The following is a 16,568-nucleotide window of genomic DNA, read 5'->3' as shown; positions in this document are numbered from 1 at the left end:
CAGCAAGCTACTGTTCTGTCGTTGTTTAGGTTCATTACCTCTAGGGGAAAATAGCCTGCGAGGATAAATCCCTGGAGGAGTCATATGAACCTGGAACGCCGCAGTCTTCTACGTAGAATTGTAATATTCCTCTTCTTGTCTCTCTTGGCGCTGATAATGTATGGCCTTGCGGTATGGTCGTGGAATTCGTCTGCGGAACTCAGCGCGTATGACATGATTCTCCGCATGCGCTTTAAAGCACCACCTCGGCCGGACGTTGTAGTGTTGGCAATTGATTCAAAGACTATTGACGAACTTGGGCCATTGCCGTGGGACTACAAAAAACATGCCAGAATCATTCGGGCACTTACAAAGGTTGGCGCAAGTCGAATCGTGTATGATTTCCTTTTTGACCGGCCAGATAGTCTCCATCCGGGAGCCGATACTGCGCTATGGGAAGCGGTGCGTAGCGCCGAAAATGTATTCCTGCCGATGGCTTATGATCCTTTGAGAGAAACCGAATGGACGCCTTCCGACGTTCGTGCGCTTATCATTTTGGAGCGTTTTGCAATTTCACGTCGGATTGAGTATCCCGTAGATTCTCCAATGTTTAGCTATTACTTTTTCATACCACCGGTAGCAAATTTGATGACCGCGGCTGAAGGCATAGGTGGAATGGTAGGTACGCCTTCGTCTGGAGTTGTTCGCGAAGCTCAGCTTGCATATCTTACGACAGTAAAGTACCCAATTCCAACTCAGCCGCTACCCCAGACAACCCCTCTTCCAAAGTTAACTGACCAAGTTGTGGCTCTACCTGGGTTGCCGCTTGCTGTTTCTGCGAAGATTCTGGGAGTAGATAAAGATCAGATAATCGTTGACCTGACTGGAAGCATTGATTTAATTGCAAATCAATCATTGGTTGCCGAGATACCAATAGATGAGCAGGGTAGAATGCTCATAAACTACGTCGGGCCAGCAGGTACAATTCCTCGTTACAGCGCCTCGGATCTTCTTTCAGGGAAGCTTGACAGGTCGTTGTTTGCAGGTAAGCTAGTTCTTGTTGGGGTCACCGATTCATCTTCTCTTTATGCTGGCGTCTTACTTACGCCATATGGACAGATGCCGCGAGTTGAAGTTACGGCAAATGCACTTACGACAATTCTAGACAAGAGCTTCCTCGTGAGAAGGAAGCTCGAGGCACTTGCAGTCTTGCTGATACTCGGCATATTGCTTGGTCTTTTATTACCGTCATTCTCCGAATCTCAGCTAAGCTATTTTGCAATTGTTGCCCCACTTGTTTACATATTGGTTGCAATGATTGTGCTTGCAACTCTAAAACATGTTCTTCCTATTATCCCATCTATTCTTCTTATATTGTTTGGTTCTGTTATTGCGGGTTTGCTTTACCCCGCTGGTTCAACCGAATGATGTCCCCTGGGTAGCTGGGTTTATAAAAACTCAACAGGTGGACCAACCGATCCACCTGTTGAGTTTCTACCTTATGCCAGTCTTTTTAATTTAACTATTGAGGTGGCACCCATCCTTCACTTCCGTAGTTTACCCAGAAGTGATTGCTTTGCCACTTTGGATCCTGCGGGTTTGAAACCTGGAAGGTCTTGACGTGTCCATCAGCGTAGGCTACGTTGATGGAGTCAGCATGAGCCAGCTGGACTTCAGTTGTATTGCCAACCCTGAAGCCGGATGGCGCATCCCAAATTAGTGGAGCATCACCGGGTTTGTCGCACACCGACAGAGATTGTCCGCTAATTAGGTAATATCCGCCTGAAACTGGGTCTTTGCAGCGTGCATTGAATATATAGGTAGTGCGAGGATCTTGGCTTTGGCTGTTTATAGAAGCCCAGTTGTCGCTAAACTTGTAATCTGTGCTGCCTATTGTCCAAGAACCGTTGATTTTCACAGCAGGGCACTCAAAAATCTTTTGATTCTTGACGTATGGCAGCAAGAGATATTGGAACCAAGCCGAGTCCCTCTTTTGGGGATCGCGAAGGTCCGTGCCTCCGAGTTCAAAGATGGACATTGTATCGAACACTCGACCAAATCCCGATACGAGTGGGAAATGGTCATCATAGTCCGACGTGTAGAGATTCATCGCGGCAGTAATTTGCTTCAGGTTGTTGATGCACTGATTCTTAACTGCCGCCGCCTTTGCTCGAGCGAACACTGGAAATAGAATTGCTGCGAGTATAACAATGATAGCTATGACAACGAGCAATTCAATTAGTGTGAAGCCCGAGCGATTACGCTTTGCAAAAAGCATTTTAAGCACCTCCAGAGTAATTCAAAAATATAAGCGTCGCGCCGACTTACGCGACTTGTCCCAGGTTCACCTCCTTTCTTGAGTTGTATTTATTTTGACACGGGCAAGAACTTTGACAATTTGTTAAACCTGCCCATCTAGAGCTGAGTATACGGTATGATTTTTATGAGTCCTATATTACTTGCGAGACTACCAAAGCTTACCTGCAGATAGCAGTACTGCTTAATAAATATTAGCACACTTAGCGTTTGGCGTCAACTAATATTGGTTGCGCTTTTTATGCTTGTGAAGCAAAGTGGCAGTGCAATCTAATTTCACGTTTTAGACGACAGCGATTCGCTAATGGTTCGCTTGAAACATATCATAAATTAGTTTTTTTGTTGCTTCTGGATCTGCTTTGACAAAAATTCCCCCTGTATTGAGCGCAGGGAGCGTCTCCATTCTTATATTGGATTGGGGTAGAGATTTTGCAAATGAAAGCAGGCACATCATCTGCCGAAATGAGAGGTTAGTCTCGGTGTCCTTGCGTATCATGTCTAGGATATGAGGCAGTTTTAGCATTACGCAAGGGTTTGACAATTTTGCTTTGGCAGCTCGCAAAAGCTCTTGCTGTCTCCCTATTCTAACGAAATCGCTCTCGGCATCTCCCGACTTTGACTGCCTGTACCGCACGAAACCCATGGCTTGGTTGCCATTGAGAACCTGTCTGCCGGGTTTGAGGTGTATGTGCAGATTGCCCCAGTTATCGTCGTAGTCAAGCTGCTTGTCAACTGTGACCTCCAGTCCGCCAATTGCATCCACAGCTTTCTCGAATGTATTAAAGTCTATCAGCACATAGTTTTCCGGATAGACGCCAAGAAACTCCTCTAATGTTTGACAGGTTAAGCTTGGGCCGCCGAGCGCGTTTGCATAGCTTATTCTTCGTTTGCCCCTATGGCCTGGAATGTGTACTAGGGTATCGCGGGGAATTGAAAGTATGTTAATCTTGTGGTTGCGGAAATCAGCATGCACCAACAACATGGCGTCCGTCCTACCACGTGTGTTTACGATGCGTCCATGTCTATCTCTGTCTACATCCCGCCCAAGCAAAAGAATGTTGACTTCATCCTTGCCGGGAAAGGCTTCCGCCGGTGAATAATTATGTGAGAGCGCCACTTGTATGGCGTCGTGCACAGTTTGAGAGGAGGAATAATAGTAAAAAAGGGTGCCAGTTATTGAAAAAACTAAGAAAAGGAAAAGAAAGATAAATGCTCTAATTATTTTGCGAACACCGCGTGGGGATTTTCGTATCCGGTTGGCTTTAGGTTGAGTTTGCATTTTGCCCATTCGCGTCGAAAACTTTTTGTGTTTACCGAATTAGGGCGGTTTGTTAACCCTCAAAATATAACAAAACGAGATCAAAACAAGCAGTCTCCATATTATAACTAGCGGTCTATTTCTAGTCAACCAAACAATCGTTCTAAAATAATTTTCTCTTTGTCCATTACAGGGTAGTGGTGATTGGTATGGATATTCTTGCAGTTGGTGATATGCATGGAAATCTCAATGTTGTTCTTAAGGCCCTGGAGCAATCTAAGGTTGACCTTCTTGTTTCTACCGGTGACTGGGGTGATCCCAATCAAGTAGACGAAGGAATTTTTCAAGCCATCGTAGCTCGTGTTCCTGTGCTAACAGTTTATGGTAATCATGATTATGTGGACCTGCTTCGGAACGCCAAGAACCAAGACGGCAGCCTAGTGTTGCTTTCACAAGGCGAAGTTCGCGAGTTTGGCGGCTTAAGGTTTGTTGGCATAAGTGGAATCTGGGCAAAATCTCATCGCAAGCCACACTACGTAACCGATGAGGATGTTAGGCAAATTGCCGAGCATGTTGCTCATGAACATGAACACGTTGACGTAATGATTACGCACGGATGTGCAATTGGTCTCGCGGACGAGGTGCCAGGTGGCGGGCATGGCGGCCAGCGGTGTTTTCTTGAAGCCTTTCGCCAAATATCACCCCGCCTCTATTTATGCGGCCATCTCCATCTTCCCCAGAAGCGGGTTCTAAAAGATGGTCGGACAATTATTAATGTTGGCTATGGCGGAGAAGGTGATTACTGGATTGTAAGTTTTAAAGACCAAACAATTGATGCTTATCATTATAAGATTTGATGCTTTGAACTTTACGTAATTCGTGCGAATAGAAAAGTAATATAAGCGATTCACTAAAGGTGTACAATGGCGAACACGCTCTTGATAAATCCAAGCGAGCTCAATTTACTTCATACTCTTACCCCTGGTCAAGCTTTCCGCTGGAGAATGGATGCTGATGGGAGATGGACGGGGGTTGTTCGCGGCCGCATTATGCGAATCTGGCAAGAGGAAACCGAGGTCAAATATGAAATTTTCCCGAATGCCAGCGATGAGGACTTACTTTGTCGTTATTTTCGATTGGAAGTATGCCTTGCGCGTTTATATGCCGATTTTATCCGTGCAGACGAGCGTCTAAAGAAAATTATTGAACGGTTCAAAGGTCTTAGAGTGCTGCAACAAGAGCCCGAGGAGACGCTTTTTTCTTATATATGTTCAACTGCAAACTCAATCTCTCGCATTGTAAGTGCAATTGAGGCGATTTCTAGCAGGTATGGTGAGAGAATTGCTAATCTTGATGGAGTTGATTACTATTCTTTCCCATCAGCTGAAGCTATTGCGCGTGCAGACCCTAATGAGCTTGCCGAAATCGCTGGGTTGGGCTTCAGAGCAGCGAATCTCCATTCGGTGGCAAGACAGATTCTAGACAGGCCGAATGGATGGCTAAATTCTCTTAAAGAAGCAAGTTACGAAGAGGCGCGCCGGGAGCTTCTCGCCATCAGGGGTGTGGGGTTGAAGATTGCGGATTGCGTTCTTCTTTTCTCATTGGGTAAGGACCAAGCTTTCCCTGTGGACACCCATATCTACAACGTTGCTGTGAAGTACTACATGCTAGAACTGCGGGGCAAGTCTCTAACTCCGCGCATCTATCAGCACATTGTGGATTATTTTCAAGCGAAATTTGGGGCATTTGCCGGATGGGCACAGGAATATCTTTACTATGATGATCTCATATCCGAGCGTCCTCAGAAATAATGGTTCTAAACGGGCCATTTAAGGTGTCTTTGCATAAAGTTAATTAGACTGCTTGTCAGTGGGCGAAGAAGTCCGTTCTGGCGTCACGATTGTAATTGTTTGGGTCTTGGAATCCCACGTTACAACTGCACCGAGTGTTTCAGCTAAAAACCTGAGCGGCACCATTGCCCTGCCTCGGTAAATAACTACTGGAACATCGAGCGTAAGGATTTGTCCGTCTACCTTGGCATGGGCATCTCCGATGTGCAGCCAGATAACCTGCTTATCCTTGCGGATAAATACTCTGCGTTCACGTGGAAACCAGCCTATTTCAGCGTTGAATGCTTCAAATACGCTACGGACAGGGACGAGAGTTCGGCCGTTTATACTTATTGGTGGAACGTCGGTTCGAACCACTGCCTTGTCAACGGTGATGGTCACGCGCTCTTTAACCACAATTTTAGCTTGAGGCAGTAGGTAATTGTTTATTAGCAAAACAAGCGCTGTAATAATGAGCAAGGTGTTTTTTCTATTCATTGGAGTTTCCTCTTTAAAACCTGTCAATTTCTTACCCCTGTGTCGTTTTTTGTTATTCAAAAATTTTTGCGTCCATGCTTTTAAAGGTAATTTTTGCCTGGCTTGCGAACAATAATAAAATTGTGTGGGGTGCGAGAAAGACGCATCCCATTGGTTAGTTAGTATGACGTTGAATTTGCCAATAATAGAAGGTCCAGAGCCCCAGGCTGGTTTTATAAATCGACTAGCAGCGGCATTTGCAGAGGAAAACCTTATCCTTGCGTGCTGGCTTCACGGCTCCTTTGGAGCAGGCAGTGCAGATAAATTTTCTGACATTGATGTGGCTGTTGCTGTTGATGACGACAAGTTCTACCACGCGTTCCAAAGCGCCAAACGGATTGCAACTTCCATTGGGGAATGCGTTGTGGCTTGGGAAAGCCCGAAGGACATCAACGGAGCCGGCTTTACCGCGTTTTATGAGGACTGCAATTTTCTAGATGTAAAGGTCTACCGTGCCTCAAGAATGCCCCACATTTGCGTAAAATCGCCAGTGAAGGTTTTATTTGACCGCAAGCGTCTTGTGCACTTCTCATACGAGCCAAAAGAGGAGGAAAACCTTGGCGCGCCTCTTTCTGAGCACGTCTGGTGGAAAATGGTTTACTTCTGGATATGTGTTTATTCTGCGGTTAGGTTCTTAAAACGTGAAGATTATTGGTACGCAGCCGGAATGATAAGTGCTATTCGTGGCACCTTGGCTCAGCTGTTCTGGCTTTGGACCAGGCCGGATGAAATGACTGATATGTCTTTTGTAGTATGGGGTATCGTGCGCAGAGATTTAGAAGATAATCTCGTTTCTGAGCTTGCGTCTACTGTCTCGGATGCCGAAAAAAAGGAGATGGTTGACACCCTTGGACGGCTCATTGATCTTTTCCATCGTTATGGACAACGCATTGCTGAAGATACCGGATCGCAATACCCCGAGAAACTTGTTGATGTCATAACCGATTTTTATCGGCGTGAGTGCCTTAAAAATGCTATAATATCATCATGTCCGCCGACTTGATGATATCTCAAATTGCCGCTAAACCAAAAGTCGAGCTACATCGGCATTTGGAGGGTTCAATACGACCCACAACAATAGCCGAACTTGGCAGAAAACATAGGCTACCCCTTCCAACTTATGACCCCGATGAAATACGATCTCTTATCCAGTTTTCTAAGCCAGCAAAAAACCTCAGGGAATTTCTCAATCCATTTGTTAAAGTTATAAGACACTGCTTTGTTAATAAAGAGGCAATTGCACGTATAACATTTGAGGTTATCGAGGATGCCTCGCTGGATAATATAACCTATGTTGAGCTTAGATTCAGCCCTGAATGTATGGCTATCACGCACACCCTCTCCATGTCTGAGGTCATGGACGGTATTATTGAGGGTGTCCAAGTGGCTACTCGACGGTTTCCCATAACGGTTGGCTTGATAGTAAGTGTGAATCGCCCGCCAGGAAACTCTCTAATCTGGCCAACACCAATGGAGGTAGCCAAGCTTGCAGTAAGATATGCCGATAGGGGAGTGGTAGGTTTCGATTTATCGGGTTTGGAGGCTGAATGTCCACCATCGCGTTTTGCAAAAGAGTTTCAATTAATTCGGGAGGCGGGCCTGGGTGTTACAGTGCATGCAGGTGAAGACTCGGGTCCAGAAAGCATTCGCGAGGCAATTGAAATTCTCGGTGCAGTTCGTATCGGACACGGAGTTCGAATAGTACGCGACCCAAATGTTTTGGAAATTGCATTAGCCCAAGGAGTATGTTTTGAGCTTTGTCCGACAAGTAATGTGCTTACCCGCGCAGTTGATTCTCTCGATAATCACCCGATTAGAATGCTTTATGATTTAGGTATGCAGGTTACTGTGAATACCGATGACCCCACTGTATGTGGGGTAACATTGACGAACGAATATTTGCTTTTAACCGAGAAGTTTGGCATGGATTTGAATGATATTGACCGACTTATTGAGAATGCTCGCAAAGCAAGCTTTGGAGGTTTGCGATAGTGATGAAGATGCCGCTCGGAGTGTCAACCTGGTGCTTCAATGATTTAGCCTCACGACAAGTTAGAGCTGTTCTTGATGGTGGTGAGCAGTCTTCGCCCGAAGATCTCCCCTATGTGCGCGCGTATTTCCGCGAATTGGTTGAGGTGGTTCATAATTCCAGCATTCAAACTCTCGAGCTTTGGTACAGCGATGTCTTGGGTGATGAGGATGTTGCGGCTAGTATAAACCGCCTCTCCGAGCATGGCAAAATCTCCTCGATGCATGCTCCATTTGGTCCTATGCGGGACCTGGGGTCATTAGACGATGATGTCAGGCGCAGAGGAATTGAGGGATGCAAATGGGCTGCCAATTTGTTGAATCTTTTTGGAGGCAAGACTTTGGTTATCCATGGGGGTTCTGCGGCAAAAGATGCCGCTCAAAAACCTGAGCGGATAAAATACAGCGCCCAGAGCATTGCGGAGATTGCAGATTTTTGCAAAGGTTTAAACATCGAGGTAGCAGTCGAAATGCTTACAAATCTAGCTGTTGGGAGCAGTGCTTCGGAGCTGCTGAGCATCTTGCAAATGATTAACCGTTCCAACGTGGGCGTTTGCCTTGATGTAAATCATGTTTTTCCTGTGGATGAAATTATCCCATCGGTATATGCATTGGGGAAAAACTTAATTACCCTTCATATCTCAGATTATGACGGCAAAGAAGAAAAACACTGGCTGCCAGGCATGGGGATAATTGATTGGAAAACCTTTATTAAAGCACTTCACGAAGTTGGTTATGCCGGGCCTTTTATGTATGAGACACGCTTTGAAGCGGCAAGCCTTTGCGAAGCGGCGTCAGTGCTTGAGGAAAATTATAAAATGCTGATGGCCTCAGCAGGATTAAACATTGGCTGAAGCCATCAGCGCAGGCTTTTTGGCAGCAAACTTTGTTATAACCTGCCCACATTATTTCGATTCAACAAGCTTCTTCGCCTTATCAGCAAGATGTTCTGCACATAGGCCAAATACTTGCATGAGTTCCCAAGGTTGTCCTGATTCGCCGAACTTGTCTTGAACTCCTATCATATCAAATGCTATCGGCTTTTCGGTGTTTTTCAATAGGATTCCTGCTACGATGTTTCCGAAGCCGCCGACTTGATGCTCTTCTGCAGTGAGAACAGCGCCGGTTTCATTTGCCGCACGGATGATAGCATCTTTGTCTATTGGCTTGACTGTGTGAACATTTAGAACCCTTGTTTCCATGCCAAACTCTTCCTTGAGTATCCATGCCGCACGCATTGCCTCAGGAACCATAGGGCCACATGCAATAATGGCAATATCCTCGTTCTCGTTCTTATATTCGGATGCTAAAATGGTTTCGAAGGCATCAACGAAATTAGGTTTTGCGCCTCGGTAGCGAATTACGTTGGCTTTCCCAAAAACGAAAGGCGTTTCGAAAGTGCTAATTATCGGCGTTGCCTCTCTTGCATAGCGAATATAAACCGGGCCAACAACGTCTAGGATTCCAATCTTGGTTGCTCGTTCGGTTTCTATGGAATCGGCTGGCACAATCAGGTTCATGTTCGGGAGAATTGCCATAAGGCTGATTTCCTCAAGCGCTTGGTGAGTTGCACCGTCTGGCCCAACTGAGATTCCACCATGTGCGCCTGCAATTTTCACGTTGAGATTCGCATAACAAATAGTCGTGCGAATCTGGTCCCATGCCCGGCCAGCAGCGAATACCCCGTAGGTGCCAGTAATGGGAATTTTTCCCTCCTTTGCAAGGCCACCTGCAACTGCCATCATGTTTTGTTCGGCAATGCCAACGCTGAAGACTCGGTTTTTGCGCTCGGGGTTATTTTCCTCGAAGGCAGTAATACGAATCGAAGCTGATATATCGGCGTGAATTGTAACAATCCTTGGGTCATCGCCAATTTTTGCAAGTCCTTTGCCAAAGCCCATGCGAGTTGGTTCCATTTCAACTTGCATTTCGTTGCTGGAGTTCCACCAGTAATCGCGCTTGAATTTAGGCAGTTTTGATTTTGCATTTTCCGCAGCGCGTTTGGCATGGGCTGAGGCGTAGTCGAGCAACTCCTTGATTCTTTCATCTGTCAGCCCGGGGAATCTTAGTTCCTCAATTGCCTTTTCGAATTGTTCTTTCTTAGGGGCTATGCCATGCCAGCCCGCTTCATTCTCCATGAATGAAACGCCCTTGCCCTTAATCGTGTCGCCAATTACTATTGTTGGTTTGCCCTTGATTGTTTTTGCTTCCTCAAATGCCGTTGCGATTTGAGCAATATCGTGACCATCTATCTCTATAACGTGCCAGCCAAAAGCCCGATACTTGTCGGCAATTGGCTCAATGTTCATGACATCCTTCGTCCAGCCATCAATTTGAAGCTTGTTTTTGTCGAGAATTCCGCAGAGATTATCTAGCTTGAATTGGCTAGCCGACATGGCGGCTTCCCATATGCTTCCTTCTTGCTGTTCGCCATCACCCATTATGCAATAGATTCGGTGTGACTGGCCGTTCAGTTTCGCGGCGAGGGCCGCACCAACTGCAACACCCAGCCCCTGCCCAAGCGAACCGCTTGAGATTTCAACGCCGCAGAGTTCCAGCATATTCGGATGCCCTTGGAATGGGCTTCCAAGCTGTCGGAGGCGCATAGCTTCCTCGATTGGGAAGTATCCAGCTCGCGCGAGGGCTACATACAACGCTGGCGCTTTGTGACCGGTTGACCAAAATACTCGGTCCCTACCTTCCCAATATGGATCCTCCGGCTTGTGGTTTAGAGTGTGGAAATAAAGAACGGTAACGAAGTCGATTATTGATAACGTTCCGCCCGGATGCCCAGACCCGGCAGCATATATGGAAATAAGGTTGTAGGCTCGAAGTTCCTTAGCAATTGCTTCTAGCCTCTGTACTTCCTCTTCGGAAATCACCGATTGCTTAACAGCCATTTGTCCTCCTCAAAGTTGCCAGATTTTGATTGTTTTTTTAATAAGTTGAAATATCGGCTACCAGTTATCTATAACACACTTAGTAACTAAAAGCCGAAACACTATCCTTATTTTAGTTATTCTTGGCTTTTAGTCAAATACCCTCCTGCTGAAAGTTTCAGAATAAAAACTGGTATTGACATATCGCTTAAAGCATGCTAAAAAAATAACAAATGAAGTACCCACCTCACGCTTCCCTTGTTGCTTCCCGTGCGTGTAGCTAGGGGGTTAATTTTTATGGGAAAATCCCGTAATCAGGCAATTCAGGGCGAGCTCTTTAAACCTTTTTTCTGGCTACTCGCGGCAATTTTACTTTTTATCCTTTATGCACCAGCCTTCGGACAATTAGAAGTTGTCCTTGCTCCGCCTCCTGAACCTAACGTGAAGCCTATAATTGTGCATCCGTTGGAAGCAGATAGCGATTTTGACAAGATAGGGGATAGCATCCAAAAGCGAATTCGCGAAATCCATAACGCAATTGCTCTCACGCCTGACCCCCTTCGCAAAGCATTACTTAAAAAGCAACTGGATGTACCCGTCCGGGTTGAGTTGATATTTAATCGCCAAATTACGCAGAAGCAACTCGAAAATTTTATCGCTTTGGGCGGCAAAGTTGAACATATCTATCGGGCGGTTAGTTATGGTTGGACGGGAACAATGACGCTCGGTGCTGTCGAAATGCTTAAGGCTCAAATGGGCGACTCTTTGGTAGCCGTAATCGAAGACCAACCAGTTGAACTTCACCTTGATGAGGCGACCCGGACGGGCAGGGTGCGTCCTATTTGGGCTCCAGGATTCGCCGGCAATTCCTCAGGATATTCGGGCAACAGTGGGACGACAATTGCTGTCCTGGATACGGGAATAGATGCATCGCATACCGATCTATCAGGCAGAATGCAGTACTGGAAGGACTGGACAAGTGATAATGAACCCAATCCTATTGATCATGGCGCCCACGGAACTCACGTTGCTGGAATCGCTCTAGGAACCGGCGGCGCAGGCGGGTCTTCAACGTCAGTACTATACTATACCGACAGCGGCGATATGTCTGAATTAACCAGTGGCTATTTCTATCCATCGCCAATACATATCCCTAGCGGGTTGTATACTACATTCACAAGCACAGCGACTTGGGTCGGTGACAAAACTACGAGTTTATATGGTTTATACCGCGCGAATGGCTCTACTGGAAGCTATTCTGCGTTAAGTAGCGCTTCGAGCGGAAGTTCGCCGCTTACCGAGACTAACACATTTACCTCCTCGTCACAATATCAGTATACTGCTGCCTTAATTCAAAACGTATCCAAGAGCGTTGGAAGATATGCGGTGGCGAACTTAGTGACTTATTCTGGAATTGGGGATGGATTCAATACATTTCGAGGTGTTGCCCCCGGATGCCGCTGGGCAGGATTGAAAGTATTTAAAAACGATGGTACAGGTTCAACAACGGATATTGGTGAGGCTCTGGACGACGTTGTTTCTAAGAGGGTAACTCACAAAATCAAAGTTGCCAATATGAGCTTGGGGGTCTACGGGAGCCCAGGTCTAAATACTACTCTGCGGGCAAAAACTAATACGGCTGTCAACAATGGAATAGTGATTGTTTGTTCAGCTGGCAATGATGGACCGGGCACCGGTGCGGCAAATCAGATTGATGACCCAGGCAGAGCCGCGCTTGCGATAACCGTGGCGGCGAGTAATGACATCAATGAGCTTACGCAGTATACGAGCAGTGGTTTTAGTTCGCCTGGCGCAGACGAGGATTATAAACCCGATGTCATGGCACCAGGTGGGTCCTACTACTATTCGCTCATACTTTCTGCTGATACAAACAATTCAGATGCCGAAATCTCTTCGTTTGCCGATGTGCAAGCAAATGACTACTGCAACATGGCAGGAACTTCTATGTCATCACCGTTCGTTGCGGGGGCGGCGGCGTTAGTAATTCAAGCGCTTGAGGAAAATGGTCTCGTTTGGAATTTCAATTCAAATGCTCATCCTTTGTTGGTGAAGATGCTCTTGTGCGCGACATGCACAGAGTCAAATGCAAATCGTGAAGTCAATTCTGGCACGAACCCAACGCTTGGGCGTGCGACAGCTCCCAAGGACCTATTTGAAGGGTTCGGTCTTATAAATCCTGATGCTGCAGTTGAGGCCGTGAAATTGGTTTATGACGGCTCAATAATCACCGGTTCAACTACTGGAGGGTATTACGATAGAAGAGCTTGGGCCAGAAAGGTCAATTTGGTTTCAGGTGTACAGTTTGCGGTTAACCTGGATGTTCCTTCTACAGGTGATTTTGACCTTTATCTCTATTCGGGGACACCAGATAGTAAAGGAAACCCTGTGATTCACGCCTACAGTACCAACGGAGGAAACGGCGTAGATGAAGCGATTAGCTATACACCTTCTGCAAGCGAAATCGGTTATCTGGTTATCAAGCGTGTAAGCGGTAGCGGAACGTGGAATTTATCGCCTCTAGATACTACGCCGCCCACCACACCAGTGGTAACCGATGATGGCGCTTTCACCACAAGCACAACCACTATCCATGCAACTTGGGTGGCATCGGATTCTGAGTCTGGCATTGTCGAGTACCAATATGCCATTAGCACAACTAAGTTTGAGTCGGGTATAATCCCAAACGGCGGCTGGGTAAGCGTCGGCACTCAGCAAAGTGGAACACGTAATGACCTTTCTCTTTCTTATGGACAGGTTTATTACGTGCTCGTGAAAGCCAAAAATGGCGCCGGCCTCTGGAGCGAAATAGGAGTTTCCGACGGCATAACGGTCGTTCAAAATACCCCAATGACCATAGGCGGCGCAAAGCTCCTGCCGAATGGCGCCACTGTTGGATTGAATTACAAGGTAGTTACTGCAGTTTTTGCCGATTGCTTCTACATCGAAGAAGAAAGCAAAGCAGCCGGCATTCGTGTTACTCCTATTGAAATGCCAGAAGGAATTTCGGCAGGGAAGCTTATAAATGTCGGCGGAACAATGCAGACAATTGGCAGCGAGAGACACATAAATGGGGCAACCGCTACAATTGGGGCTTCTTGCCCTATAGAATCCCTCTTGCTTATCAACCGCGCTGTGGGAGGCGAGCCTTGGAATTACAACGAAGTTACGGGAGCTGGGCAGGCAGGTATTGACGGTGCATGCGGACTTAACAATATAGGACTCCTTATCTGTACAACCGGCCGCGTAACCTACGTTGAGGGAACGGATTTTTGGCTGGATGACGGCTCTCAAGTTACTGGTGACTCTGGACATGAGGGAATAAGGGTTTCTGCTATTGGCTTTGCGAATTTCCCATCATTGAACAATTATGTGAAGGTTACCGGTATTAGTTCATGCATACAGTCGGGGTCGAATCTCTGCCCGCTTATTCGAGCAACTGACTTGGTAATAATTCAGTAGCAGCATTTTAAGTTTAGTCGAACTCTTGCTTGTTTATGTTTCTCTGGCGCTCTATTTTTATTAGACATGCAGGAGGATGCGGAGGGTATAAAAAGCTGTCTTTAACGGCTTAGGGGATCTTCGCCAAGTTTGCAAAAAGCTGGCTGCTTGTTTGAATCTCTTAGCTTTGAACTTCAGCCCTAGAAACTGTTTTAGCACCACATCACATTGACACCATTTGTCCCCTGTTCGTATAATATGCGAGCCGATTATGGGATTGAGATACCTATGCCTGGGGCATTTTCCATTACAAACGGAAAGTCCACGCTAATATTTGAGCCAGATGGTGAATGGTTCGTTCCAAAGCTGTACCTGGAGCGTTCAGGACAGCTTGTGATGGCGATGTCTGCGCCGAGTTTCTTGACCTTATGGGCAGAAGACATCGTGGCTCCTGCCCGCATTATTAAGGTTTTGGGGCAAGAACAGCTAGAATTCGAAGGAGAGTTTCCAGGCCTCCCTGATTGGCATCTAACGGGCAGTGTCGTTCCAGCTGGCGACCAGGCGCCGAGATTCGACTGGCAAATTCGGGTTGCCTACATTGGCGACAATGCGCAGGAATGCCGTCTAAGAGTGCGCTTCGAAGTTTGCGATGCCGGCGTTCCCCGTTGGATGGTGCCTGCGATGTTCTATAAGCATAACAGGCCCGAAAATTGCGTGCGAAAATATCCCCGCTATTCATACGAAGAAAATCGCCCCGAGGATTTTATATCTAGCTATTGGGCATTTAGGTCGGATCGCTCGTCATGTCCGTCGGTTTTCTGTTGGACAGACAACTTCACAACATGTCTGGCAACGAGTGAGATGTTCAGTCACGGGCAGAGTGGGATTGGCTTCGTGGGCACACAAGGAGAGATTGCATTGATGCTCAACTTTCCGTATGCCGAAGAGCCTGTGAAATATAGCTCGTGCCGCGAGGATGGAAATGCGCCTGAAGTACTTACAATCCCCATAATGCCGGCCGAACGCGTTTCTTTTGGGTTTAGCACCTACGTTGACGAGCGCGACCTACATGCCTACAATGGCTTGATTCGCGATATTTACAATGAATCTGAGGATGAAACCAGTCCCTGGCTAACGAAGCTTGAGGCCGAGGAACTTCTAGCATATGGCCTTTATCGCTGGCACTATGATGCCGAACAAAGCGTTCTTTATGAAACCTGCGCTTTCGATAGCTACTTTGGGAAAGGCAAAAGCCAAGTTGACAGGCCACACATGCACGTTGCCTGGGTAAGCGGGGCTCCATATGCCTATGTCCTTTGGCGATATGGGCAAGATAAAGGGATAAAAGAGTATGCCGAGGCAGGGCTTTCGGTGCTCGACAAGATAGCCAATGAAGGAATTTCTCCGTGTGGTCTCTTTTGGCCTGAATGGACACAAGAGCGAGGTTGGGGAACCGGCTGGAACCCAAATCCTAATTGGATACAAGCTCGTACGGTCAGCGAAGCCACATGGTTTTTCCTCCAAGCGCTTGAGGATGCAAAAGAAGCTCATGAAAATTGGGCGTCAGCTGTTCGGAGCAACCTCGACGTCGCTCTCAGGGTCCAACGAGCAGACGGGAACTTTGGCTCCTACTATAACGTAAAGACGGGTGAAGTAGAAGAATGGGATGGCGCTGGAGGATTGATGTGGATTCCTGCGCTTCTTGCTGGCTCAAGATATTTTGGCAATGACGCATATGCCGATGCTGGAATACGGGCCGGTGAATATTATTCGAAATTTGTGGAAGACGAATATATTTATGGAGCGCCGGAGGACGTGCACCTCACACCTACTTCAGAGGATGGCTACAACGCATTGATTGCCTATCTCCATTTGTACGAGACTACCAGGGATAACCGATGGCTGGAGCTTGCCAAGCGTGCTGCTGATTGGGTAGCCACTTTTCGATGGGTCTACAATACGGTTTTCTCGCAAGAAACAATTCTAGGTAGATATAATTTTCGCACAATGGGCGGAGATATTGCGTCCCCATCAAACAACCATATTCACAACTACGGCTTGATATGTCATCCCGAGATGCTGCGCCTGTGGTCATATACAGGCGATACCTACTATCTTAGCAGGGCGGCAGACCATCTTGCATGCTTCCATCAGTTTATTGCACGCGAGGATGGAGACTTCAATGCAAGAAAAGGAATGATAACCGAACAATGGTTCCACACCGACTGGACGCATCCCAAGGGCTCAATGCTTCAGCTTGCCCATTGTTGGTGTGCAGGTTTG

Annotated in this window: 12 protein-coding genes; 8 read left to right on the top strand and 4 right to left on the bottom strand. The window is 46.8% G+C overall.

The features are described from left to right. The first annotated feature begins 84 nt into the window (after positions 1-84). Positions 85-1,407: a CHASE2 domain-containing protein gene (locus QHH26_10120; GenBank protein MDH7482311.1), complete on the top strand. Its 1,323-nt coding sequence runs from the start codon at positions 85-87 to the stop codon at positions 1,405-1,407. 94 nt (positions 1,408-1,501) lie between these two features. Here QHH26_10120 and QHH26_10115 read toward each other — a convergent pair whose 3' ends face one another. Both QHH26_10115 and QHH26_10110 read right to left on the bottom strand, forming a co-directional pair. Next, on the bottom strand, positions 1,502-2,257 hold the full coding sequence (locus QHH26_10115; protein MDH7482310.1) for a DUF1559 domain-containing protein: 756 nt from the start codon (positions 2,255-2,257) through the stop codon (positions 1,502-1,504). Between the two features lie 339 nt (positions 2,258-2,596). Then, positions 2,597-3,412: an LCP family protein gene (locus QHH26_10110; protein ID MDH7482309.1), complete on the bottom strand. Its 816-nt coding sequence runs from the start codon at positions 3,410-3,412 to the stop codon at positions 2,597-2,599. Positions 3,413-3,762: 350 nt separating this feature from the next. Between QHH26_10110 and QHH26_10105 the strand changes: the two genes are divergently transcribed. Next, positions 3,763-4,410: a metallophosphoesterase family protein gene (locus QHH26_10105; GenBank protein MDH7482308.1), complete on the top strand. Its 648-nt coding sequence runs from the start codon at positions 3,763-3,765 to the stop codon at positions 4,408-4,410. A 66-nt stretch (positions 4,411-4,476) separates the two neighbouring features. Then, entirely contained in the window at positions 4,477-5,364 is an 888-nt protein-coding gene (locus QHH26_10100) for a DNA glycosylase (protein ID MDH7482307.1), read from the top strand. 39 nt (positions 5,365-5,403) lie between these two features. Here QHH26_10100 and QHH26_10095 read toward each other — a convergent pair whose 3' ends face one another. After that, positions 5,404-5,880, bottom strand: coding sequence for a copper amine oxidase N-terminal domain-containing protein (locus QHH26_10095; GenBank protein MDH7482306.1), 477 nt, complete (start codon positions 5,878-5,880; stop codon positions 5,404-5,406). Positions 5,881-6,043: 163 nt separating this feature from the next. On the opposite strand from QHH26_10095, the gene QHH26_10090 reads away from it, so the two are divergent. The 3 genes from QHH26_10090 to QHH26_10080 are packed head-to-tail and all read left to right on the top strand — an operon-like array spanning position 6,044 to position 8,801. Beyond that, positions 6,044-6,922: an aminoglycoside 6-adenylyltransferase gene (locus QHH26_10090; protein ID MDH7482305.1), complete on the top strand. Its 879-nt coding sequence runs from the start codon at positions 6,044-6,046 to the stop codon at positions 6,920-6,922. Then, entirely contained in the window at positions 6,922-7,911 is a 990-nt protein-coding gene (gene add / locus QHH26_10085; protein ID MDH7482304.1) for an adenosine deaminase, read from the top strand. Before QHH26_10090 ends, add begins: the two co-directional genes overlap by 1 nt. 2 nt (positions 7,912-7,913) lie before the next feature. Then, positions 7,914-8,801 carry a sugar phosphate isomerase/epimerase family protein gene (locus tag QHH26_10080; GenBank protein ID MDH7482303.1) on the top strand — a complete coding sequence of 296 codons (888 nt, stop codon included), beginning with the start codon at positions 7,914-7,916 and terminating at the stop codon, positions 8,799-8,801. 51 nt (positions 8,802-8,852) lie between these two features. Here QHH26_10080 and QHH26_10075 read toward each other — a convergent pair whose 3' ends face one another. After that, a complete protein-coding gene (locus tag QHH26_10075) occupies positions 8,853-10,847 on the bottom strand; it encodes a transketolase (protein MDH7482302.1) in 1,995 nt (664 codons plus the stop codon). Positions 10,848-11,123: 276 nt separating this feature from the next. On the opposite strand from QHH26_10075, the gene QHH26_10070 reads away from it, so the two are divergent. Together QHH26_10070 and QHH26_10065 are read left to right on the top strand one after the other, a co-directional pair. After that, positions 11,124-14,306: a S8 family serine peptidase gene (locus QHH26_10070; GenBank protein MDH7482301.1), complete on the top strand. Its 3,183-nt coding sequence runs from the start codon at positions 11,124-11,126 to the stop codon at positions 14,304-14,306. Positions 14,307-14,573: 267 nt separating this feature from the next. Further along, on the top strand, positions 14,574-16,568 hold a 1,995-nt coding region (locus QHH26_10065), incomplete at its 3' end, for a hypothetical protein (GenBank protein ID MDH7482300.1).

The sequence above is a fragment of the Armatimonadota bacterium genome (genome assembly GCA_029907255.1).
In the GTDB taxonomy this organism is placed as follows: Bacteria; Armatimonadota; UBA5829; order DTJY01; family DTJY01; genus JAIMAU01.
The sequence above is the reverse complement of the archived record's forward strand: the minus strand, read 5'-3'. Positions and strand labels throughout refer to the sequence as shown.